The organism is Vreelandella olivaria (assembly GCF_023507745.1).
Lineage (GTDB): Bacteria > Pseudomonadota > Gammaproteobacteria > Pseudomonadales > Halomonadaceae > Vreelandella > Vreelandella olivaria_A.
On sequence record NZ_JALPZO010000112.1, the window covers coordinates 82,005 to 102,820 of the forward strand.

18 protein-coding genes and 5 tRNA genes are annotated in these 20,816 nt (G+C 54.4%); 8 read left to right on the forward strand and 15 right to left on the reverse strand.

The window, feature by feature from the left end; genetic code table 11:
- Nucleotides 1–25 precede the first annotated feature (25 nt).
- The 3 genes from HP566_RS09985 to phaC all read left to right on the forward strand — a co-directional run bounded on the left by HP566_RS09985 (nucleotide 26) and on the right by phaC (nucleotide 2,903).
- Nucleotides 26–403, forward strand: coding sequence for a hypothetical protein (locus HP566_RS09985; RefSeq protein ID WP_249977111.1), 378 nt, complete (start codon nucleotides 26–28; stop codon nucleotides 401–403).
- Between the two features lie 130 nt (nucleotides 404–533).
- On the forward strand, nucleotides 534–944 hold the full coding sequence (locus HP566_RS09990) for a phasin family protein (RefSeq protein ID WP_249977112.1): 411 nt from the start codon (nucleotides 534–536) through the stop codon (nucleotides 942–944).
- A gap of 93 nt (nucleotides 945–1,037) precedes the next feature.
- Nucleotides 1,038–2,903 (forward strand): class I poly(R)-hydroxyalkanoic acid synthase, encoded by a 1,866-nt coding sequence (gene phaC / locus HP566_RS09995; RefSeq protein ID WP_249977113.1) that lies wholly within the window; start codon nucleotides 1,038–1,040, stop codon nucleotides 2,901–2,903.
- A 91-nt stretch (nucleotides 2,904–2,994) separates the two neighbouring features.
- On the opposite strand, the gene lnt is transcribed toward phaC, so the two are convergent.
- From lnt to miaB, 5 genes are all read right to left on the reverse strand, one after another.
- On the reverse strand, nucleotides 2,995–4,452 hold the full coding sequence (gene lnt / locus HP566_RS10000; RefSeq protein WP_249977114.1) for an apolipoprotein N-acyltransferase: 1,458 nt from the start codon (nucleotides 4,450–4,452) through the stop codon (nucleotides 2,995–2,997).
- A 36-nt stretch (nucleotides 4,453–4,488) separates the two neighbouring features.
- Nucleotides 4,489–5,373, reverse strand: a complete 885-nt coding sequence (locus HP566_RS10005) for an HlyC/CorC family transporter (protein ID WP_249977115.1) — start codon at nucleotides 5,371–5,373, stop codon at nucleotides 4,489–4,491.
- Nucleotides 5,374–5,463: 90 nt separating this feature from the next.
- Nucleotides 5,464–5,925, reverse strand: coding sequence for an rRNA maturation RNase YbeY (gene ybeY, locus HP566_RS10010; RefSeq protein WP_249977116.1), 462 nt, complete (start codon nucleotides 5,923–5,925; stop codon nucleotides 5,464–5,466).
- Nucleotides 5,922–7,031, reverse strand: a complete 1,110-nt coding sequence (locus HP566_RS10015) for a PhoH family protein (RefSeq protein WP_249977117.1) — start codon at nucleotides 7,029–7,031, stop codon at nucleotides 5,922–5,924. Before HP566_RS10015 ends, ybeY begins: the two co-directional genes overlap by 4 nt.
- A gap of 86 nt (nucleotides 7,032–7,117) precedes the next feature.
- The gene (gene miaB, locus HP566_RS10020) at nucleotides 7,118–8,461 is read right to left on the reverse strand and encodes a tRNA (N6-isopentenyl adenosine(37)-C2)-methylthiotransferase MiaB (RefSeq protein ID WP_249977118.1); all 1,344 of its coding nucleotides are present in this window, start codon (nucleotides 8,459–8,461) and stop codon (nucleotides 7,118–7,120) included.
- Nucleotides 8,462–8,651: 190 nt separating this feature from the next.
- Between miaB and HP566_RS10025 the strand changes: the two genes are divergently transcribed.
- From HP566_RS10025 to HP566_RS10040, 4 genes are all read left to right on the forward strand, one after another.
- Nucleotides 8,652–8,727: transfer RNA gene (locus HP566_RS10025), tRNA-Asn, on the forward strand.
- Nucleotides 8,728–8,793: 66 nt separating this feature from the next.
- A tRNA-Asn gene (locus HP566_RS10030) sits at nucleotides 8,794–8,869 on the forward strand.
- A gap of 39 nt (nucleotides 8,870–8,908) precedes the next feature.
- Nucleotides 8,909–8,984, forward strand: a tRNA-Asn gene (locus tag HP566_RS10035).
- A 209-nt stretch (nucleotides 8,985–9,193) separates the two neighbouring features.
- Nucleotides 9,194–9,556: a metalloregulator ArsR/SmtB family transcription factor gene (locus tag HP566_RS10040; protein WP_249977119.1), complete on the forward strand. Its 363-nt coding sequence runs from the start codon at nucleotides 9,194–9,196 to the stop codon at nucleotides 9,554–9,556.
- Nucleotides 9,557–9,640: 84 nt separating this feature from the next.
- Here the strand turns inward: HP566_RS10040 and HP566_RS10045 are convergent, their stop codons facing one another.
- The gene (locus tag HP566_RS10045) at nucleotides 9,641–11,725 is read right to left on the reverse strand and encodes a carboxy terminal-processing peptidase (protein WP_249977120.1); all 2,085 of its coding nucleotides are present in this window, start codon (nucleotides 11,723–11,725) and stop codon (nucleotides 9,641–9,643) included.
- A gap of 138 nt (nucleotides 11,726–11,863) precedes the next feature.
- Here HP566_RS10045 and HP566_RS10050 point away from each other — a divergent pair, with 138 nt between their 5' ends.
- Nucleotides 11,864–13,168, forward strand: a complete 1,305-nt coding sequence (locus HP566_RS10050; RefSeq protein ID WP_249977121.1) for a M18 family aminopeptidase — start codon at nucleotides 11,864–11,866, stop codon at nucleotides 13,166–13,168.
- Nucleotides 13,169–13,229: 61 nt separating this feature from the next.
- Here the strand turns inward: HP566_RS10050 and HP566_RS10055 are convergent.
- From HP566_RS10055 to HP566_RS10095, 9 genes are all read right to left on the reverse strand, one after another.
- Nucleotides 13,230–13,306: transfer RNA gene (locus HP566_RS10055), tRNA-Met, on the reverse strand.
- Nucleotides 13,307–13,537: 231 nt separating this feature from the next.
- Complete coding sequence (gene ychF / locus HP566_RS10060; protein WP_249977122.1) at nucleotides 13,538–14,629, reverse strand: redox-regulated ATPase YchF; 1,092 nt, start codon at nucleotides 14,627–14,629, stop codon at nucleotides 13,538–13,540.
- Between the two features lie 83 nt (nucleotides 14,630–14,712).
- Nucleotides 14,713–15,294, reverse strand: a complete 582-nt coding sequence (gene pth, locus HP566_RS10065) for an aminoacyl-tRNA hydrolase (RefSeq protein WP_249977124.1) — start codon at nucleotides 15,292–15,294, stop codon at nucleotides 14,713–14,715.
- 199 nt (nucleotides 15,295–15,493) lie between these two features.
- Nucleotides 15,494–16,135, reverse strand: coding sequence for a 50S ribosomal protein L25/general stress protein Ctc (locus tag HP566_RS10070; protein WP_249977125.1), 642 nt, complete (start codon nucleotides 16,133–16,135; stop codon nucleotides 15,494–15,496).
- Nucleotides 16,136–16,230: 95 nt separating this feature from the next.
- Nucleotides 16,231–17,172, reverse strand: a complete 942-nt coding sequence (locus tag HP566_RS10075; protein WP_188638138.1) for a ribose-phosphate pyrophosphokinase — start codon at nucleotides 17,170–17,172, stop codon at nucleotides 16,231–16,233.
- Between the two features lie 59 nt (nucleotides 17,173–17,231).
- Nucleotides 17,232–17,306: transfer RNA gene (locus HP566_RS10080), tRNA-Gln, on the reverse strand.
- A gap of 31 nt (nucleotides 17,307–17,337) precedes the next feature.
- Nucleotides 17,338–18,198: a 4-(cytidine 5'-diphospho)-2-C-methyl-D-erythritol kinase gene (gene ispE, locus HP566_RS10085; RefSeq protein WP_249977127.1), complete on the reverse strand. Its 861-nt coding sequence runs from the start codon at nucleotides 18,196–18,198 to the stop codon at nucleotides 17,338–17,340.
- Nucleotides 18,199–18,218: 20 nt separating this feature from the next.
- Nucleotides 18,219–18,866 (reverse strand): lipoprotein insertase outer membrane protein LolB, encoded by a 648-nt coding sequence (gene lolB, locus HP566_RS10090; protein WP_249977128.1) that lies wholly within the window; start codon nucleotides 18,864–18,866, stop codon nucleotides 18,219–18,221.
- A gap of 66 nt (nucleotides 18,867–18,932) precedes the next feature.
- Entirely contained in the window at nucleotides 18,933–20,711 is a 1,779-nt protein-coding gene (locus HP566_RS10095) for a tetratricopeptide repeat protein (RefSeq protein ID WP_249977129.1), read from the reverse strand.
- Nucleotides 20,712–20,816 lie beyond the last annotated feature (105 nt).

Consider the following 20,816-nt stretch of genomic DNA (forward strand, 5'->3'; position numbering starts at 1 on the left):
AAGGAAGCTGGTTAAGGAGCCGTCTATGAAAATTAACATTGAGTTTGACCTGACGCCGGATGAGTTTCGGCAATCGCTGGGGCTGCCCGATGTTGAGGCGTTTCAGCAAAGTCTGCTGGAAAACATTCAGCGCCAAATGGAGTCTGGCGTAGACGGCTATGACCCTATGAGTTTAATGCGCCCCTTTTTGCAGCAACCGATGATGCAGCAGGGGCTGTCACAGGGGCTTGCCAACTTTGGCACCTATCAGCAAATGATGCTGGATATGTTGCGCCAGGCAGGCAGCGCCAGCGGGAGTACTGAAAGCAGCAAAGCAAACAGTAGTAGCACGAAAAGCGCGGCGAGTGAGAGGAGTGCCAAGGCAAAAGCCACCGCTTCCTCGCGCTCCCGGGCAAAAGGGTAGCTGGTAAAGGCGCTATCCTTAAGGGTGTTGCAAAGCCCAACGCCAGCGATTACTCTTTTTGCAGTGCAGCAATTTGCGGTGTGATGAGCCACTCCAGGCTCAAAAGGATCACGAGACAGGAGCAAACAGCATGCAAGATAAAATAATGGATGCCTTCAACGCCCAAACCCGTCAGATGTTTGAGCCAATGCGTAAAATGAATTCGCTGATGCTCAACAACATGGAAAAGCTGACCCAGTACCAGTTGGAAGCGATGAAACGCTATAGCCAAATGGGAACCGAGCGTATCCGCAGTGCTACCGAAATCAAAGACGCAGAAAGCCTGCGTGATTTTGGCACCAAGCAAGCGGAAATGATGAATGAGCTGTCCCAGCAAATGCAGGAAGATGCCCGGGTAATGGGGGAGATGAGCCTGCAGTTTAAATCCGAAATGGAAAAGCTCTTCAGCGAAGCAGGGCAAAAGATGAGCGAGCAAGCGACCTCCGCCGCTAAAGGTGAGCGGCCCGCTAAAGCTTCCAGCCAATCATCTCGTAAAAGCTAGCGGTTGGTAGTGTTCGCGGCGCCTTTGAGGCGCCGCGTTCTTTTGGATGAGTTGCCTGGGCGAATAATGCCCGGTAGTGAGGGGGGAGTACATATGCAGCCAGGGTGGAAAATGCCGTCTCAGTGCATGTCCCAGGAAGATATGGAAGCATGGAAGACGCAGCTTGATGACATCGGTGAACAGTATAAAGGCCTGCTGGAGGATCTACTGTCGCGGATGGCACCCAGCGAAGCTGCCAACTCCGTCTATAGTGATATGCGCGAAAGCTTTGAAGCCGCTGCGCAGTCGTTAATGAGTAACCCCTGCCTACTGTGGCAAACCCAGTCGCGCTTGATGCAGGACCAGTGGCTACTGTGGCAGCAGGGTGTTCGTGCGATAGCGGGAGAGCAGGTGACACCGCTGATTACTCCTGACAAAAATGATCGCCGCTTTAAGGACGAGGCCTGGACGCAAGACCCGTATTACATGGCGATTATGCAGCAGTACCTGCTGTTTTCGCAGATGGTGGAGGAGCTAATTGACAGTCTGGATGGACTGGACCCCACCCATAAACGCAATCTGGCGTTTTATGCGCGTCAATTGGTCAACGCCATGTCGCCTACCAATTTTGTTGCAACTAACCCTGAGGTGATGCGGCGCACGCTGGAAACCCGCGGACAAAATCTGGTAGACGGTTTAATGCGCTTGCGAGAGGATCTGGCCAATTCTGCAGAAGGCATTAATGTCCGCATGACGGATAGCAGCGCCTTTGGTGTAGGGGAGAATATTGCCGTTACCCCAGGTGCAGTGGTATATGAAAATGAGCTGATACAGCTTATTCAATATACGCCGACCACAGAAAAAACCTTTAAAACGCCGTTATTAATCGTGCCGCCGTGGATTAATAAGTATTACATTCTTGACCTGAGAGAGGATAACTCCCTGGTCAAATGGCTGGTGGGCCAAGGGCACACGGTATTTCTTATCTCCTGGCGTAACCCCGGCCCCGAACAGCGGGATATTACCTGGGCGGATTACATGCAGATGGGCCCGATCAGCGCCATGGAAGCGATTGAGCAGGCTTGCGGTGAGAAGTCGGTGAATTTTCTGAGCTACTGTGTGGGGGGAACCTTAACAGCGTCTACCGTGGCTTACCTCACCAGCACACGACGCGGACGTAAAGTGAAGTCCGTTACCTATATGGCGACACTTCAGGATTTTCGCGACCCAGGGGATATTGGTGTTTTCCTTAACGAACGGGTGGTTGAAGGGATCGAGCAGACCATGCAGATAAAGGGCTATCTGGATGGCCGTTCAATGGCTTATACCTTTAATCTGTTACGTGAGAATGACCTTTTCTGGTCGTTCTATATCAATAATTACCTTAAAGGTGAAGTTCCCGCAGCCTTTGACCTGCTGTATTGGAATACCGATGGCACCAACCTGACCGCAGCAACCCATGCTTGGTACCTGCGGCATATGTATCTGGAAAACCGTCTGGTGGAGCCTGGTGGCATTGAGCTTGACGGCGTCAAAATAGACCTGCGTAAAATTTCCGCTCCCAGCTACTTTGTATCGACTAAAGAGGATCATATCGCGAAATGGAACAGCACCTATTATGGTGCGCTGCTGCCCAAAGGACCGGCTACCTTCGTGTTGGGCGGTTCTGGCCATATTGCCGGTATTGTCAATCCACCGCAGAAAAACAAGTACGGCTACTGGAGCAATACGGAGTTGCCCGATAGCCATGATGCATGGCTGGAAGGGGCAACCTTTCAGGAAGGCTCCTGGTGGCCTCACTGGCAGGCATGGGTAACCGAAAATGGCTATGCCAATCCGGAGCCAAAGAAAATGGTGGCAGCACGTCAGCCTGGAGAGGGTGGTCTCACGGTGATTGAGGATGCGCCAGGGCGCTATGTGAAAACGACCATTCCAGAGGTGCTGGGTGAAATTCCTTCGCTGAATATCAACGCAAAATAACCTTTGATGTGCGCTTCGCATCAACAAGCCCCGCTTCCTGTTAGGTCGCGGGGGCTATTTTTGAATAGAACAGGCTGTTAACCGTAATGGATTAACGGCGGCGCGCTAACCCTGGTAGCAGCAACAGTCCAGCAAGTAGCCAGGCAGGCCAACTGCCGGTGCGGGTGAAGGGGGTGAGCCCTTCCATGGCGTAAAATTCGCCGGTCAGTGAGGTTGTTTCAAATTGTGGTGCGCGATCAACCACTTCCCCTCTTGGATTAATAATTGCTGTAATGCCATTACTGGTAGCGCGAACCACATAGCGCCCATTCTCCAGTGCCCGAAGCCGGGCCATTTGCAGATGCTGGTGCGGGCCAATGGAGGCGCCAAACCAGGTGTCGTTAGATACCGTCACAATGACACCGCTATCCGCGGCACGACGCGCCACTAACTCCGGGTAAATGATCTCATAGCAAATAGCGTTGCCAATATTGATCCCCGCAGCCTGCATGGGCGCTTGCTTGGAAGCCCCTTTGGAAAAGCTCGACATAGGTAAATCAAAAAAGTCGATGGCACCCCGCAGAATACTTTCCAGTGGCAGGTATTCTCCAAACGGCACCAGGTGCTCTTTCTGGTAACTGCCGGCCACATTGCCAACACCAATAACACTGTTGAAGTAGCGGTTTTGCTCGTCGAGTTGAACAATACCGGTCATTAACGCAACTTCAGGTGGAATAGCGGATTGGATCCTTTCCAGTACCGGGCGCGCCTGATATTCGGTCATGGGCAGAGCGGTTTCGGGCCATAAAACAAGATCGACATCATCGGCCACGGTCCGGGTTAAGTCGCTGTAGGTATTGGCCGCTATTCGTTGGCCCTCAGGCGTCCATTTCAATAGCTGTGGCAGGTTGCCCTGGAGCAGCGCAACGCGGGTGGGTTCGCTAACTGGTGTGGTCCATTGGCTTGGGAGGGCAAAAGGGGTCAGCCAGATGACCATGAGTGGTATGACGGCCCACCAGCGACGGCGCAGTAGCTCAGCTCCCAAAGTGCCGGTCAGCACCACTAATAGCGAAAGCAGGTAAACGCCACCCACTGGCGCCCAACTGGCGAGGGGGGAGTCGACATAGCTGGAACCGACCAGTAACCATGGAAACCCGGTAAACAGGTAAGTGCGCAAAACCTCACCCAGTACCCAGGCACCCGAAAACGTAAGTAGTGCCCAGCGAGGGCCAAAAAAGCGCCGGTAAAGCCACAAGGTTCCTGCATAGAAGAGCGCTAATACCGCCACAAAGAGCGCAGTAAGAAACACCGCCAGCGGCATGCCAGTATAGCCATAATCATGAATAGAGACGTACACCCAGGAGGTCCCGCTGGCAAACAGCGCGACACCATACAGCCAGCCTTTTAATGCCGCCTGGGGCGGGCTCAAGGTGTGCAAACCTACGTACATAAGGCCAATGGACACTGGGCCTAACCACCATAATTCAAAGGGAGAGGCGGTTAGCGTTGTAAAGCCACCGGCTACCAGTGCGGCCAGTAGCTGTAGCGTAAAAGTGGGCATCAACCCCATGGTGATATCCTATCAAAAGGTGATGTGAACAATTGGTTACTCGTCGGCAGCGCTATCCGTGCCTGAGCTATCATCCCGGTAAGCTTCAAGTAAACGAATTCGGCGATTGTCTGCGTTGAGTACCACAAAACGCCAGCCTCCCAAGCTGGTGTGCTCGCTGCGACCGGGCAGATGACCAAATTGCTGCATAACCAGGCCGCCAACGGTGTCGAACTCATCATCAGAGAATTCAGTGCCAAAGCGCTCGTTGAAGTCTTCAATGGGAGTCAGGGCACGAATGGCAAAGTGGCCGTTTTCCAGCGGGCGGATATCCTCCTCTTCATCGGTGTCGTGCTCGTCTTCAATATCACCGACAATCTGTTCCAGAATATCCTCAATGGTAATGATGCCTGCGGTTCCGCCGTACTCATCGACCACAATGGCCATGTGGTTATGGGTATCGCGAAACTCTTTTAACAGACTGTTCAAGCGTTTGGACTCAGGGATGAACATCGCCGGGCGAAGCACATCTTCAAGCTTAAACGCATCGCGGCTCTCCTGGGATTGGGAGAGTAGCGGCAGTAAGTCTTTAACCAGCAGAATGCCTTTGACATCATCCAGGTTTTCACCGATGACCGGATAACGCGAGTGGCCTGTTTCCTGAATCAATGGCAGATAGTCGCCGCTGGTCTGATCAAGGGTGATCGCCGACACCTGAGAGCGTGGAATTAAGATTTCACGCACCTGCTGATCGCTGATCTCCAGTGCGCCTTCAATAATCATGATGGCGTCCTGGTCAAGCTTCAGTTTCCCTGCGGTGTGGCGTAAAAACGTCATCAGCTCATCCCGGGAGCTGGGTTCGTCATTGTCTCCGGAAAGGGCGCCAAAGATTTTCTCGAGCCAGGATTTTTGATTGGGGTTGCTCGATCGGTCTTCGCTCATTGCGTCAAATCTCTTGGTTACAGGCAGACAGTTTGTCGTTTTATCACTGACGGGGGGGAACACACCACCCCCAATAGTGGTTATCTGTGCTTATACGTGATAAGGGTCAGGAATATTCAGCGTGGCTAACAGCTCTCGTTCAAGCTGCTCCATCTCTTCTGCTTGCTGCTCTTCAATATGGTCGTAGCCCATTAAATGCAGAATACCGTGAATCACCATATGGGCGTAATGGTGGCTCAGCGGTTTGTGCTGCTCACTGGCCTCTTGCGCCACAACGGCATGGCAAATAACCAGATCCCCTAACAGCGGCAGGGTAATGCCAGGCGGATTCTCGAATGGGAAGGAGAGCACATTGGTGGGCTTGTCCTTTCCACGGTAGTCGCGGTTTAGCGCTTTACTTTCGGTTTCATCCACAAAACGGATAGTCAGCTCCTGGCGTTCATCGTCGGGATGATAAGAAAACACACAGCTCACCCATTGGGTGAGCTGTTCCATCGAGGGCAGCTGTGGTTCGTTGATCGCAGCCTGGCGATCAATCACGATACTGTTCATCGTGATGTTTCTCCCCGGCGTTCGGAAGAGTAATCGCCTGCACGATCCTGATCACGGAATTGCAGGCGCGCTTCACGCTCCTGCTGGCGGGCCTCGCGACGGGCGCGCTCTTCCACTTCCTGCTGGGATTCGAACATGTCATATGCTTCGATAATGCGCTGTACCAACGGGTGGCGAACCACATCTTTGGCGGCAAAATGGGTTACCCCTATGCCCTGCGTATCTTTTAGTACATCCAGTACTTGCGAGAGACCAGAGCGTTGGCCGCGGGGCAGATCCACCTGGGTAATATCGCCGGTAATCACGGCAGTAGAGCCAAAGCCAATCCGGGTCAGGAACATCTTCATCTGCTCCGGGGTGGTATTTTGGCTTTCATCCAGAATGATGTACGAGTTGTTGAGTGTACGGCCGCGCATATAGGCCAGCGGGGCGATCTCGATCACCTGGCGCTCAATCAGCTTTGCCACCTGCTCGAAACCGATCATTTCGTATAGAGCGTCATACAGTGGGCGCAGGTAGGGGTCGATTTTCTGAGCGAGGTCCCCTGGTAGGAAACCGAGCTTCTCACCCGCCTCTACGGCTGGGCGCACCAGCAGAATGCGGCGCACCTCCTGTTGGTTCAGCGCTTCGACGGCTGCGGCGACAGCCAGATACGTTTTACCGGTACCGGCAGGCCCAATACCAAAATTGATATCGTGCTCGCGGATGCTTTGTACATAACGCTGCTGATTCAGGCCGCGGGGTTTGATCATGGTACGCGGTGTGCGCATGATCACTTCATCGCTGCTGCCTTCACCATCCTCTTCTTCCTCTAGCGCTTCCAGACCAGACTCCTGCAAAAACAGGTGAACGGTATCGGCGGTTAGCTCATCCGCTGCGGTTTCACGGTAGAGGTGTTCCAGTACGTTAGCGGCCGCTTTAATGCGGTTAGCGGCACCGGCCAACTGAAATATATTGCCCCGGTTGCGTAACGTCACGTCCAGGCGGCTCTCAATCAGCTTTAGGTGCTCGTCCTGCTGGCCGCACAAGCTGGCAAGCCGCTGCGGATCATTGGGTTCAAGGCTTAGGGTAATAATGCGATTGGCCTGAGGTGATGGCTGGCTCAAGAGTAGGAAACCCTTTCGTTGGTGTGTGTGAGTCTCAGCTTACTGCCCCGGCGGGGCCGGGGCAATTACTCAGGATAAGTGAATCACTAATAACGCTCTGGGGAAGCTAGATCACCACGCAGGGAATTGGGGAGTGCTTCGGTGATTTCCACATCGACAAAATAGCCGATCAGCTCGGTGGGATTGGCGGCGCGGAAGTTAACCACCCGGTTGTTTTCAGTGCGCCCGGAGAGCTGGCCAGGGTCTTTGGGTGAAAAGCCTGTGACGAGAATGCGCTGGGTAGTCCCCACCATGCGACGGCTGATGTGTGCCGCTTGCTGAAGAATACGCTCCTGCAAAATTGCCAGACGCTGTTTTTTGACGCTTTCCGGCGTGTCATCCGCGAGTCCCGAGGCCGGTGTACCAGGGCGTGCTGAGTAAACAAAGCTGAAAGAGTGATCAAAGCCGATACGGTGGATCAGCTCCATGGTTGCTTCAAAATCTTCTGCGGTTTCACCAGGGAAGCCGATAATAAAGTCAGAAGAGAAGCTGATATCCGGCCGGTTGGCACGAATACGCTCCATCTTGGCAATGTACTCCTCAGCGGTATGGCCGCGCTTCATGGCGCTAAGGATACGGTCTGACCCGGACTGGACAGGTAAATGCAGGTGGCTGACCAACTCGGGAATATCGGCAAAGGCGTCTATCAGGCTGTCAGTGAACTCCACCGGGTGGGAGGTGGTAAAGCGGATACGGTCGATACCCTCTACGGCAGCCACGCAGGCAATCAGCTCGGCGAGGTCAATCTCATCGCCATCGTCGTTTTCACCCCGGTAGGCATTGACGTTTTGCCCCAGCAGATTAATTTCCCGCACGCCCTGGTCGGCAAGGTGGATCACTTCATCCATGACTGCTTCAAAGGGGCGGGAGACCTCTTCACCACGGGTGTAAGGCACCACGCAGAAGGTGCAGTACTTTGAGCAGCCTTCCATGATCGACACAAACGCCGTCGCACCGTCAGATTTTGGCTGCGGCAGGTGATCGAACTTCTCGATTTCCGGGAAAGTGACATCCACGGCCGCAATCTGGTTGTTGTTGCGGGCGTCGAGCATCTTGGGAACACGGTGCAGGGTTTGCGGACCAAAAATCATATCCACGAAGGGCGCGCGCTTGCGTAACGCCTCACCTTCCTGGCTAGCCACGCAACCGCCTACGCCAATTACCAGATCTGGGTTGGCATCTTTTAGCTTTTTCCAGCGTCCCAGCTGATGGTAGACCTTATCCTGCGCCTTTTCACGAATTGAGCAGGTGTTCAGCAGGATAACGTCGGCTTCTTTCTCGTTATCGGTCAATTCCAGCTGGTGAGATTCGCCGAGCAGATCCGCCATGCGGGAGGAGTCGTACTCGTTCATTTGGCAGCCGTGCGTTTTGATGAAGAGCTTCTTCGCCATCGGTACCTGTCATCTATGGGTCGTCGGGGGACGAGGGATGAATGAAGTGTCGGTTTGGTGGCCTATCAATTAAGCGACCAGTGAATGGAGCTATTATACGGACACAAGAAATCAGGGGCCAGCATTCACCAAGAATCGAGACTTGACCCGAACGTTTCTATCAGTATACTACGCACCGTGTTTGAGCAGTTCCTCGATAGCTCAGTTGGTAGAGCAAATGACTGTTAATCATTGGGTCGCAGGTTCGAGTCCTGCTCGAGGAGCCAACACGCTAAAGGTATCAGTATGGTACCGATGGCTCCGTTATCGAACACAACAGCAAACTATGATGTTCCTCGATAGCTCAGTTGGTAGAGCAAATGACTGTTAATCATTGGGTCGCAGGTTCGAGTCCTGCTCGAGGAGCCAAATTGCTGTTCTGCCATATTTGCCTCTCAAGGTAACCGTTCCCCGATAGCTCAGTTGGTAGAGCAAATGACTGTTAATCATTGGGTCGCAGGTTCGAGTCCTGCTCGGGGAGCCATCTTTTTTCTATCTTCTCGTTTAATTGGGTTTTCATACTCTTATACAGAGTACAGCCTTTACATAGCGATGTCTCTGGCAGTTTTATCTATTAATGCCTGTCGATTTTATCGCCTGCTGCTGTAGCATTTCGGTGGTCTTGTTCGTCTCACCGTCAGTGGCTCTTGTAACGTAAACTCTATCTGTTAATCATTGCTCGGGAAGACGGTCATGGGCAAAGCAGCCAGCCTGCATGCGCTGCAGGTATTTAAGTGTTTAAGTGATGAAACGCGTCTCATGCTGGTGCTCCTGATTGCAAAAGAGCAGTCACTTTGCGTATGCGAAATGACCTATGCATTAGAGGAGTCGCAGCCTAAGGTGTCACGTCATTTAGCCCAGTTGCGCCAGTGTGGCTTGCTTAGCGATCAGCGGGAGGGGCAGTGGGTTCACTACCGCCTGGCCGCGCAGCTGCCTGAGTGGGTGTTAGAGATTATTCGTGCAGGAGCGCAGGGCAGTGCGTTACGTTTGGAGGCGCTGGGCCAGCGGTTGGAAAAGATGGGTGATCGTCCCACTCGGCGGGCAGCACTTTGCTAATCTGATAATGTTTGCTTCAAGGCAATGAATAACGCCAGCTCTTGAGCTGGCGTTATTATGTAACGTCTAGTTCCAGTTGTCTGATTAACGTTTTGCCATCCGTTGTATGTCTTGCAGATGAGCGTAGTCAAGCAGTACCTCGGCGGCTTCCAGTACATGGGCTCGATCAACGGGCATTTCATCGCCGTTATCATCCTCATCGGAAGTGCCCGATTCGGTGCCGTCGCCTCTGGCATCCATCCACTCTTCCAATTGTGGTAGGCCCAGGGCACGGCGGCGCTGATTTTCGAGGGAAAGTTGCTCAGCTTCCTGGGCTTCCAGCTCGCGCTGTCGCTGGTCACGGTTCAGGCTCACGCTGGTGTGCTGCTCACGTAGCTGGCGTGCCAGGGCCGACTGGCGCTCAAGGTAGCGGAAGTTGGGGTTCTCTTTGGCCCGTGCCTCATGCTGGGCTATGAGCGTAGGGAGCGCATGTTCCGGCGTACCATAGCGGCGATATTGAACATTTTGCACGGTATCCCAGGGCAGGGCGTTATCCAGGCTGCTTTCGCCAATCCGCTCAGGGTCTATGAGGCTGGGGAAAATAATATCCGGTTCTACGCCGCGGTTCTGGGTGCTATCCCCGGAAATACGATAGAACTTGGCGCGGGTCAGCTTGATTTGCCCGTGGCTAAGTTCGTTAAGCGTTTGTACGGTGCCTTTACCAAAGGTAGGGGTGCCTACCACAATGCCGCGGCCATAATCCTGAATGGCGCCGGCAAAGATTTCTGATGCAGAGGCAGAGAGGCGGTTAACCAGAACGGTCAGCGGTCCGTCGTAAAGGGTACCTGCTTCGGTATCACCATAGAGCTGAATACGGCCCTGGGCATCCCGTACCTGAACGGTGGGGCCGCGATCAATAAATAACCCAATCAGTGAGTTGGCTTCCTGTAATGCACCACCGCCGTTATTACGCAGGTCAAGTACAATCCCTTCGATGCCTTCTTCCTTAAGGTGTTCGATCTCGCGGGCGACATCACGGGTAGTGCTGCGGTACTCCTCTTCGCCCGCCTGCCAGGCGTCGAAGTCAACGTAGAACGTAGGGATGTTGATCACACCAATGCGGTGGGGCTTACCATCACGCTCTACTTCGATAATGTCACTGTGGGCGGCCTGATCTTCCAGGCTGACCGTGTCGCGGGTGATTTCCACGATTTGCGAGCGTGTCATATCCACTGCTTGGGCGGGGACGACATCAAGCCGTACCACTGAGCCTTTCGGACCGCGAATCAGGTCGACCACATTATCCAGGCGCATGCCGACAACGTTAACCATGTCGCCATCTTCCTGGCCGACAGCAATGATCCGGTCCGCGGGTTCCAGGACTCCTGCGCGGTCAGCCGGCCCTCCGGGTACAAGACTTGAGACCTTGACGTATTCGCCATCGGCTTGAAGCAGAGCACCAATCCCTTCAAGTGAGAGGCTCATCTGAATATCAAAGGATTCACCCTGGCGAGGGGATAGATAACCAGTGTGCGGGTCGATGGTACTGGAAATAGCCGCCATCAGTAGACCAAATACATCTTCAGGCTCAGCCTGTCGGAGTCGTGTAAGCTGGCCTTCGTAGCGTTGGCGCAGGTTGTCCTCAATCTGCTGGTCGTCCTGACCTGTGAGTGACAGGGTCAGGGCATCGTTTTTGAGCCGTTTGTTCCATAGCCTGTCCAGCTCGCTTTCGCGGGTGGCCCATGGTGCATCTTCCCGGTCGATTTCGAGACGCTCATCACTTTCAAACTCAAATGAAAGACCTTCATCAAGGTGCGCTAACAGCCACTCAAGCCGCGCGGTGTGCCGGTCGCTTAACTGGTTGTACAGAGCAAAAGCATCGTCCAGATTGCCGCTGAAAAGTGCTTCAGCCATCTCGTTTTCAAGATGCCGATAGGGCTCAATATCGCGGTTAAGCAAATACGCACGCTGCCCATCCAGAATGTCCAGATAGCGCTGGAAAGCTTCCTGCGACCACTGCTCGTCGAAATTAATATCAGCATAGTGGCCATAACGGAGCGAATCCGCTATTTCCATTGCCGCTTGGCGTTGTTCGTCGGTCGGCGCGAGTTGCGCCAGCGCTGCCGGGCTGGTAATTACCAACATCACAGCAAGGGCGACCGAGCGCGAAAGCGTTGCAAACAAGCTCATCAGTCAAGCTCTCCCGGATTTGTGTACACTCATTCTTCCCTAGACATGCTGTTAGCCTATGAGTTGCGTAGGCCAGGGGAGCATTGTAGCAGGTCATTTACCCTGTGAGACTCAATCATTACTGTTATGAGGATTTCCATGTCCGAAGCTTTCAACGCAGAACGTTTAACCAGGCTATGCGATTTTCTACACCACTCGCCGACTCCCTGGCATGCAACGTACAACATGATACAGCGTTTGGAGCAGGCGGGCTTTCAACGCCTGGAAGAGACAGAAAACTGGCACCTTGCGCCAGGAAAGCGTTATTACGTGACGCGTAACGACTCGTCTGTGATTGCCTTTCAACTGCCGGTTGGAGCGTTAACCAGTTTGCGGATGCTGGGGGCTCATACTGATAGCCCAGGGCTACATTTGAAGCCCCATGCCACGCAATATGCAGCAGGCTGGTTACAGTTGGGTATACAGGTGTATGGCGGTGTGCTGTTGGCACCATGGTTTGACCGTGACCTGGGGTTGGCGGGGCGTGTTCATGTGCGCCACGCAGATGGCAGTCTGGAAAGTGTACTGATCAATGTTGATCGTCCTGTGGCGATGATCCCGAGTCTGGCGATTCATATGGACCGGGATGTCAATGCCGGGCGTACGATTAACCCGCAAACACAAATGTCACCGGTATTAATGCAGAGCGATACCGATAGGCTCAATGATCTGCTTGCTCTGTGGCTTGAAGAGCAGCATGGGCTGCGCGCGGTTGAAGTGGTGGATTTTGAGCTGGGTTTCTACGATGTACAGCCGCCATCACTGTTGGGGGTGCGGCGTGAGCTAATCGCCAGTGCGCGCCTGGATAACCTTTTGTCATGCTTTGTTGGGCTGGAGGCGCTGCTTGACTGTGATGGCAGCCAGGGGGCGCTACTGGTGGCCAATGATCATGAAGAAGTCGGCAGTGCCAGTGCCTGTGGCGCGCAAGGACCGTTTTTGGGTGATGTGCTGAAACGACTGAATGCCCAGGTGGGCGGGGCGACCGAAGAGTCGTTGATTCAACTGATTCAGTCATCGCTGATGATATCCTGCGACAATGCCCATGCGCTGCACCCCAATTTCCGGGATAAACACGATGAGCATCACGGTCCGGCCATTAATGGTGGCCCGGTCGTTAAAGTGAATGCCAGTCAGCGCTATGCCACGAATAGCGTGACTGGGGCGCTCTTCCGGGATGTGTGTCGCGAGGCTGATGTGCCGGTGCAATCTTTTGTAACTCGGGCGGATATGGGGTGTGGCAGCACCATTGGGCCGATTACCGCGACAGAGGTGGGGGTGCCCACCATTGATGTTGGGCTGCCCCAGTGGGCGATGCACTCGATTCGTGAAACGGCGGGCACACGCGATGTGGATTACCTCACCCGCGCGCTTACGGTGTTTTTAAACCGTCCTGTGTTGCGCTAGTCGGCGCCCCGCCTGTACACGAAAAAGCCCACTGACAGTGTCGCGGGCTTTTGAATTCGGTTGGTGGCTACGCCCTGATTTGAACAGGGGACCCCATCATTATGAGTGATGTGCTCTAACCAACTGAGCTACGTAGCCTTTCAACGGGGGCGAATGATACCAGAGTTTTACCGCTCGTCAACCGCTTTAAGGTGAAGAAGTTGAGCGTAGGTCGAGAACGCACCATATTTCCATGGATAAGACCTGCCAGCAGGATAAGCGCTGGGTCGCGTGCCGGTTGGTTGATGGCGAGATGAGGCGAGGTCAAGAGTGAATTGCCCTAGGCATACAAGTGCGCCCAGGGCAGCAATCACAACGTTGCGGTGGCTGCTAGACGTTAAAACGGAAATGAATAACATCCCCATCCTTGACGATGTACTCTTTGCCTTCCAGGCGCCATTTACCGGCGTCTTTGGCACCTTGCTCGCCGCCGAGTGATACAAAATCCTCGTAGGCAATCACTTCTGCACGAATAAAACCTTTCTGGAAGTCGGTGTGAATAACACCTGCTGCTTCAGGCGCACTGGCGCCCTGCTTAACTGTCCAGGCGCGCACCTCTTTTACGCCAGCGGTAAAATAGGTTTGTAGGCCCAGCAGGGAGTAGCCCGCACGGATGACGCGATCCAGGCCGGGCTCTTCCATACCCATTTCTGCCAGGAACATGCTGCGCTCATCGTCATCCAGTTCGGCAATTTCTGCCTCCAACTGGTTACATACAGGCACGACCACTGCGCCTTCTTCGGCAGCGATTTCCTTGACGATATCCAGGTAAGGGTTGTTCTCAAACCCATCTTCATTGACGTTGGCAATGTACATGGTGGGTTTAAGCGTTAAGAAACCGAAGCTCTTGATCTGGCGCTTTTCGTCTTCGTTCAGCTCAAAGCTACGCAAAGGCTGGCCTTCAGCCAGATGGGGCTGGATTTTATCCAGGACGGCCTTGGTGGCAATCGCCTCTTTATCGCCGCCTTTCACCACGCGCACAAGGCGCTGGCTGGCTTTTTCAACGGTATCCAGGTCAGCCAGGGCAAGCTCAAGATTAATCGTTTCGATATCGGCCCTGGGGTCAACTTGGTTGGCCACGTGGATAACATTGTCGTTATCAAAGCAGCGCACTACATGGGCAATCGCCTGGGTTTCACGGATATTGGCCAAAAACTTGTTGCCTAGCCCTTCACCTTTGGAAGCACCTGCCACCAGGCCCGCAATATCAACGAACTCCATGGTGGTGGGCAGTACCCTTTCCGGCTTTACGATCGCCGCCAGCTTGTCCAGACGCGGGTCTGGCATCGGCACGATACCCACATTGGGCTCGATGGTGCAGAAGGGGAAGTTTTCAGCATCAATACCTGACTTGGTCAGCGCATTGAAAAGCGTGGATTTGCCTACGTTAGGTAGACCAACGATGCCGCAGTTAAAGCCCATAAATTACTTCCTGGCCGCTAGGGCAGCACCGCTGTGGGGCGCTTGCCTAAGTTAAAAAAGAACGTTTAAAAAAGAGTATGCCGCTATTTTATGCTATGCAGGCGGTTCATGGCCGTGGCCCAGTCACCTGCCAGTGCGAAAGGCAGCGTGGCCTGACACTCATCCAGGGCATGTGCAATGGCCTCCAGCTCCGCTTTGCCGGGGCGGCCAAGCACGTAGTTGGTAACCTGACGTGCTTCGCCAGGATGACCAATACCAATACGCACGCGATGAAACTGTTTTTGATTACCCAAGGTGCTAATAATATCACGCAGTCCATTATGGCCGCCGTGGCCGCCGCCTGTTTTATAGCGTGCCTGACCGGGGGGGAGGTCCAACTCGTCGTGAGCGACCAATAAGTTGTCGGGCACAAGTTTGAAAAACTGTGCAAGGGCGGCAACCGCAGCACCGCTGCGATTCATAAAGGTGGTGGGATTGAGCAGGTGCAGTTCATGATCGCCAATACGAGCTTTGGCGTATAAGCCTAAAAACTTCTTTTCGGGGCGAAGCTCCGTATGGGCGCTGCGGGCAATGGCATCCACCAGCCAAAAGCCAGCATTATGGCGTGTGGCCTCGTACTCTGGACCGGGGTTGCCCAACCCAATAATGGCCGTTACCTGGCTCATCTTCCCACCTCCAAAAAATTTCTGGGAGAAATTTTTGACATTACGTCAGCGGCTGGCCCCAAGGGCAACTGCCCTGGGTGGCAGGCCGCAAAAAAAATCAAGCGCCGAAGCGCTTGATTTTAACATTACTGGGCCATGAGAGCATGGCCCAGGTGGCACTGCACAAGCAGAGTTGCATGTTGCAGTACCTCACCAGGGCTTATTCAGCGCTGGTGTCTTCTTCGCCTTCACCTTCGCCTTCTTCTTCATCACCGCCACGTACTTTCACTTTGGTGATGCTCAGAACGGCGTTGTCATGCTCTTCACCGTGAGACAGGTCAACGGATGTAACGCCGGCTGGCAGAGCCAGATCAGACAAGTGCAGGGTAGTACCCAGCTCAACCTTGGTGATATCGACTTCCAGGAAATCCGGGAGATCTTTCGGCAAGCAGCTAATCGCTACTTCGTTCGCCAGAACGTGCAGTTCACCGCCTTGATCCTTGATACCCACACACTTCTCTTCGCCTACCACGTGCAGCGGCACGTTGATGGTGATGGCATGTGTGGCATCAACACGCATGAAGTCAGCATGTGTCAGAAGCGGTTTGAACGGGTGACGTTGCAGGTCACGAACAACGACTTGCTCTTCTGTGCCGTCGATAACCAATTTGATAACCGAGGAGAAGAAGGACTCATCTTCGATCGCTTTGTAGAACGCAGTTTTTTCTACAGCGATAGATTGAGCACCTTTTTCACCGCCGTAAACAACGGCCGGTACTTGTTGGTTCGCACGACGCAGGCGGCGGCTCGCACCTTTCCCCAGGTCGTTACGAACGCTGGCTTTCAGGATAAAATCAGACATGGAATTTGCCTCTTGGTTTAAGTAAGGAAACGCCATTGCCCGCGACCAGACAACGACGTTTCCAGGGCCCCAGAAGGGGGCTGCTACGTCAGCCGTTAATGGAACATTGCGCTGACGGATTCTTCGTTGCTAACCCGGCGGATAGCTTCCGCGATCAGGCCGGCAACGCTCAACTGGCGAATTTTTCCGCTACGGCGCGCATGATCGGCCAGCGGAATAGTGTCGGTCACAACGACTTCGTCCAGTACAGAGTTGGTGATGTTGTCGACCGCAGGGCCAGACAAGATCGGGTGTGTTGCATAAGCGACAACGCGGGCGGCACCATGCTCTTTCAGGGCTTCGCCAGCTTTGCATAGTGTCCCTGCGGTATCGATCATATCGTCGACCACGACACAGGTACGACCTTCAATTTCACCGATAATATGCATGACCTGGGCCTGATTGGCCTGGGGGCGGCGCTTATCAATGATGGCCAGGTCGGCGTTCAGTTGCTTGGCGATAGCGCGGGCGCGTACAACGCCGCCGACATCAGGAGACACCACAACAAGATCGTCGTAATTCTGACGCTCAATGTCATCCAGTAGAATCGGTGAGCCGTAAACGTTATCAACCGGCACGTCGAAAAAGCCCTGGATTTGGTCAGCATGCAGGTCCATGGTCATTACGCGGTCAACGCCCGCTTTTACCATCATGTCAGCAACCACTTTCGCTGAAATGGGGACACGGGCGGAGCGCACGCGACGATCCTGTCGGGCGTAACCAAAGTAGGGAACCACTGCCGTGATACGGGCAGCCGAGGCACGACGCAGGGCGTCCACCATCAGGATCAGTTCCATCAGGTTGTCATTCGTAGGTGCACAGGTGGATTGCAGGATGAAAACATCCTTACCGCGCACGTTCTCATTGATCTCGACCGCGATTTCGCCGTCACTGAATTGACCAACCGTGGCATTGCCCATACGGCTGTCCAGGCTCTCGGCAATCTTTTGAGCGAGTTCGGGGTTGGCATTCCCGGTGAAAACCATCAATTTTGACACGCGCAGCCACCTTTGCAGTGTTGGGGATCAGGGGAGAAAACGCAGATCATAATCAGGTTTGGCTGGGGTACCAGGATTCGAACCTGGGAATGCCGATACCAAAAACCGGTGCCTTACCACTTGGCGATACCCCAGCAGTTAACCTAATGCGATGACCGGGCGCTCTCAGCAGCCCAGAGCATCTTGTAGGGGAGAGGTATTGAGTCCGCGTGCGACCCATGAATGCCAATACTGACCTGCCTGTTTAGCGACGTCTTGTGCGGCCTGCTGTGAATCAAATGCCGCAAATAAACAGGCGCCGGTGCCGGTCAGCCGACTACTAGGTGCATGCTGTGCGAGCCAATCAAGCGCTTCCGCTATTTGCGGGTAGCGTTTTCTAACGATAGCTTCGCAGTCGTTACGCCACTCAGGCGCTCCCCCCTGCAGTGCGCGCGCCATAGTAATGGCGTGGCTGTCGCGTGTCAATTCCGGGTCTTGGAAGACCGCAGGTGTAGAGACGCTGACATGGGGGTGGATAACTACAAACCAGGGGGTATCCAGAGTGATTGGCGTGAGCTTCTCTCCAACGCCTTCTGCCCAGGCGCTATGGCCATGGATAAATACCGGCACATCAGCGCCGAGGCCAAGCCCCAGCTCGGCAAGAGCCGTACGTGAGAGGCCTGTCTGCCACAAGTGGTTAAGCCCGATCAGAGTGGTCGCTGCATTGGAACTGCCTCCGCCCAGTCCCCCTCCCATGGGCAGGTGCTTCTCCAGGGTGATCAAAGCGCCTTTATCCGTTCTGGTTGCCTGCTGGAGTAGCCGGGCAGCCCGCACGATTAAATTATCGTCATGGGCAACGCCATCTACCTGGCTGGTGAGCTCAATGGCGCCATCGTTGCGCGGCATAAAACTCAGTTGGTCACTCAGATCGATGATCTGAAAGATCGTCTGCAATGCGTGATAGCCGTCTTGACGACGGCCCACAATATGCAGCATACGATTTAGCTTCGCGGGGGCGGGAAGCGTAAGTGGTACCTCTGTATACATGCGCACTCTCTATCGACCCATTAGTTGCCTGAAGAGCGCCACTGGTTAATCACCAGCGTAATGCGGATGTCGTCGTAGTTCATAACCATCCGGCGGGGAAGCCACTTGCCTTCCACTTGTTCCCAGTCCCGGTAGTCGATTTCCCAGCCATCCTGCTGTAAATGACTGGGGAAGCCGAATTCATCCGTCTCCATTTGGTAGCTGGCGTGGTCACCTGGCAAACCGCGTACCCAGTCGGGCATGGCGCGCACAGGGAGTGACCAGCCAAGCTGCTCATCCATCAGGGCTTCAGGGGTTTCAGCCTCAAAGCGCCCATCGCTGGTGGTCAGTGAGAAGCGTCCTTCACGGCCCTCCAGTACGCTGCGCCCACCACCGAATGGGCCGCTAATCAGCATGCGGAAATAGTGAGGGTGCTGGTTCCAATCCAGGTTGGCGCTGGTGCTTTCCTGAGGCGTGCGCAGCCCGGCTTTACCCACCATTGTCCAGGTATCAAACGCCTCTACCTCTGCCTGTTGGTGTTCCCACTGGCCTGCTTGGCGGCCCCCTTCATCAATGGGTACCTGGCTGGCACAGCCTGCCAGTACCAGTAGCGTCAGGCTGGCCATCCACAGGCGAGCTGGGCGCGTTGCCATGAACAAGCGTGAAGTGGTGGGCAACAAGGTCAACATAAAAGGGCTCCATGTCAGTATGGCGTAAGGGTATCTGGTCATTATTCGGTATCAACTGGTAATGCATTAGGGCGTACTTGGCGGTGTTAGTTCAGGGTGGCGCTCAAGTAACTCATCTATATGTGGATGCTGGGAGGTGCGTTGATGCATTTGTTGGAGCAGGTGACGCGCTTCATCACTGCGTTCAAGGGCATGTAGCACTTCGGCCAAATGGGCAGCGATTTCCTGGTCAGGCATTTGCGCGAAAGCGCTTTCCAGCCAGGAGAGCGCTTCATCAGGCTTGCCTAAGCGGAAATATACCCAGCCCATGCTGTCAAGCACCGCAGGATTGTCAGGATCGAGTTCATAGGCGCGTTCAATTAGCTCACGGGCTTCTTCAAGGCGACCCGGTAAATCAAGATCAGCCAGTGTGTAGCCCAATGCGTTTAGCGCCATGGCATTATCAGGCTCAGTCTCAAGGATGTGGCGCAAGTCTTGCTCCATGGTGGCAAAATCCTCCATCTCCCACGCGCGCATTGCTCGCATATAGAGCAGTCTGGTGTCGTCGGGAGTGCGGGTGATTTCCCGGTCCAACAGGGCCGTTGCATCCTCTTGTAGGCTGAGTTCGTCTAACAGCTGTACTTCCAGCAACACCAGCTCTCCGAAGTAGGCATCGTGGCGCATTCGCTCAATACGCAGCATTGCCCGGGCATCCAGTAATCGGTCATCCTCAATCAGCATATGCGCTGCGGTAGCTCTGGCGGGCAGAAACTCATCACCTTCGTGTACCTGACGGTAGTAAAGTAGGGCGTTATCGATTTCACCTTCCGACTGGGCAATAGCTCCCAGCAAGTAATAGGCGATATTGGGGACTGTGTCCTGACCGATCAGCGGCTGGAGCAGCAGGTAAGCCGGTTTGGTATGACCCTCTTCCAGGTAAAGCTGGGCAAGCGCAATGCGTAAATCCTGATTGCCGCTGTGCTGTTCCAATAAGGTATTGGTTTGTTCTTCAGCCGCAGCAATGTTATTTAAACGAATTTCAGCCTGTGCAAGCATCAGGACAAAGCGCACATCGTCAGGCGCCAGGCTTAGCCCTTGCCGAGCGGCCAGCTGAGCTGCCCGGTGATCGCCGGTTTCCAGGGCAAGACGCGCCTTGGCTAACCACAAGGCTGTGGATTCCGGCTCGTTTCGGGTGACTTGCTCGAGCATTTGCTGTGCCTGTTGGGTATTTCCCAAGGCTGCTTCCATTAGGGCTGTGCCAAGCAACACGTCACTATGGAACTCCAGCTGCTCAGCGCCGGGTTGCGCAAGATGGGCTCGCAGGGGCTGAACCAGCAGTTCAATGGGGCCTTCTTCGGCCACAGCCACTTCAGAAAAGGCGGCTATTTCACCATTGCCGCCTGCCTGAGCAATGGCCAGACGTTGCTCCAGGCTGCCCAGCCAGTCCCCCCGCTGTAAGGAAAGAGTGGCCAATAGGCGGTTGGGTATTTCCGCTTGTGGGGCCAACTCATGCCACCGCAGTGCGGATGCCTCTATCAGCGCCATATCATTGCTAAACCGTGCGGCAAACGTTGCGCGCTCGGCAAGCGCCGGGGAACTGTAGCGTTGGGAAGCGTCCAGGTAACCCTGGCTGGCGTAACGGTAATCACCACGCTGACCTGCCAGCTCAGCGGCCAACAATGCGCTAAGCCCATCAGCGTCAAGCCCACGGGTAATCGGTGGTGCCAATTGCATAGGGTCGCTTGAATGGGGGGGAAGCCCGTTATCATGAAAAGAGGGCGAAGATTGGCAGCCGCTTAACAATAGCGTGAGCGTGGCGGCCAAAGGCAGCAGGGGTAAACCTGATAATGGTGCGCGAAGGGGCATGCGTCTCTCGATCAAGTGGCCGAATGTTCAGCATAGCGGCTTGGTTGCCTGCGGCAAAGTGGTGTGCGCCAGAACATGGTGTGCTGTGATAGTATACTTCACCTT

Bases quoted from the DNA above. Each gene is read 5' to 3' on its own strand.
- HP566_RS09985 (WP_249977111.1), top strand. From the start codon at position 26: ATGAAAATTAACATTGAGTTTGACCTGACGCCGGATGAGTTTCGGCAA.
- HP566_RS09990 (WP_249977112.1), top strand. From the start codon at position 534: ATGCAAGATAAAATAATGGATGCCTTCAACGCCCAAACCCGTCAGATG.
- phaC (WP_249977113.1), top strand. From the start codon at position 1,038: ATGCAGCCAGGGTGGAAAATGCCGTCTCAGTGCATGTCCCAGGAAGAT.
- lnt (WP_249977114.1), bottom strand. From the start codon at position 4,452: ATGGGGTTGATGCCCACTTTTACGCTACAGCTACTGGCCGCACTGGTA.
- HP566_RS10005 (WP_249977115.1), bottom strand. From the start codon at position 5,373: ATGAGCGAAGACCGATCGAGCAACCCCAATCAAAAATCCTGGCTCGAG.
- ybeY (WP_249977116.1), bottom strand. From the start codon at position 5,925: ATGAACAGTATCGTGATTGATCGCCAGGCTGCGATCAACGAACCACAG.
- miaB (WP_249977118.1), bottom strand. From the start codon at position 8,461: ATGGCGAAGAAGCTCTTCATCAAAACGCACGGCTGCCAAATGAACGAG.
- HP566_RS10040 (WP_249977119.1), top strand. From the start codon at position 9,194: ATGGGCAAAGCAGCCAGCCTGCATGCGCTGCAGGTATTTAAGTGTTTA.
- HP566_RS10045 (WP_249977120.1), bottom strand. From the start codon at position 11,725: ATGAGCTTGTTTGCAACGCTTTCGCGCTCGGTCGCCCTTGCTGTGATG.
- HP566_RS10050 (WP_249977121.1), top strand. From the start codon at position 11,864: ATGTCCGAAGCTTTCAACGCAGAACGTTTAACCAGGCTATGCGATTTT.
- ychF (WP_249977122.1), bottom strand. From the start codon at position 14,629: ATGGGCTTTAACTGCGGCATCGTTGGTCTACCTAACGTAGGCAAATCC.
- pth (WP_249977124.1), bottom strand. From the start codon at position 15,294: ATGAGCCAGGTAACGGCCATTATTGGGTTGGGCAACCCCGGTCCAGAG.
- HP566_RS10070 (WP_249977125.1), bottom strand. From the start codon at position 16,135: ATGTCTGATTTTATCCTGAAAGCCAGCGTTCGTAACGACCTGGGGAAA.
- ispE (WP_249977127.1), bottom strand. From the start codon at position 18,198: ATGTATACAGAGGTACCACTTACGCTTCCCGCCCCCGCGAAGCTAAAT.
- lolB (WP_249977128.1), bottom strand. From the start codon at position 18,866: ATGTTGACCTTGTTGCCCACCACTTCACGCTTGTTCATGGCAACGCGC.
- HP566_RS10095 (WP_249977129.1), bottom strand. From the start codon at position 20,711: ATGCCCCTTCGCGCACCATTATCAGGTTTACCCCTGCTGCCTTTGGCC.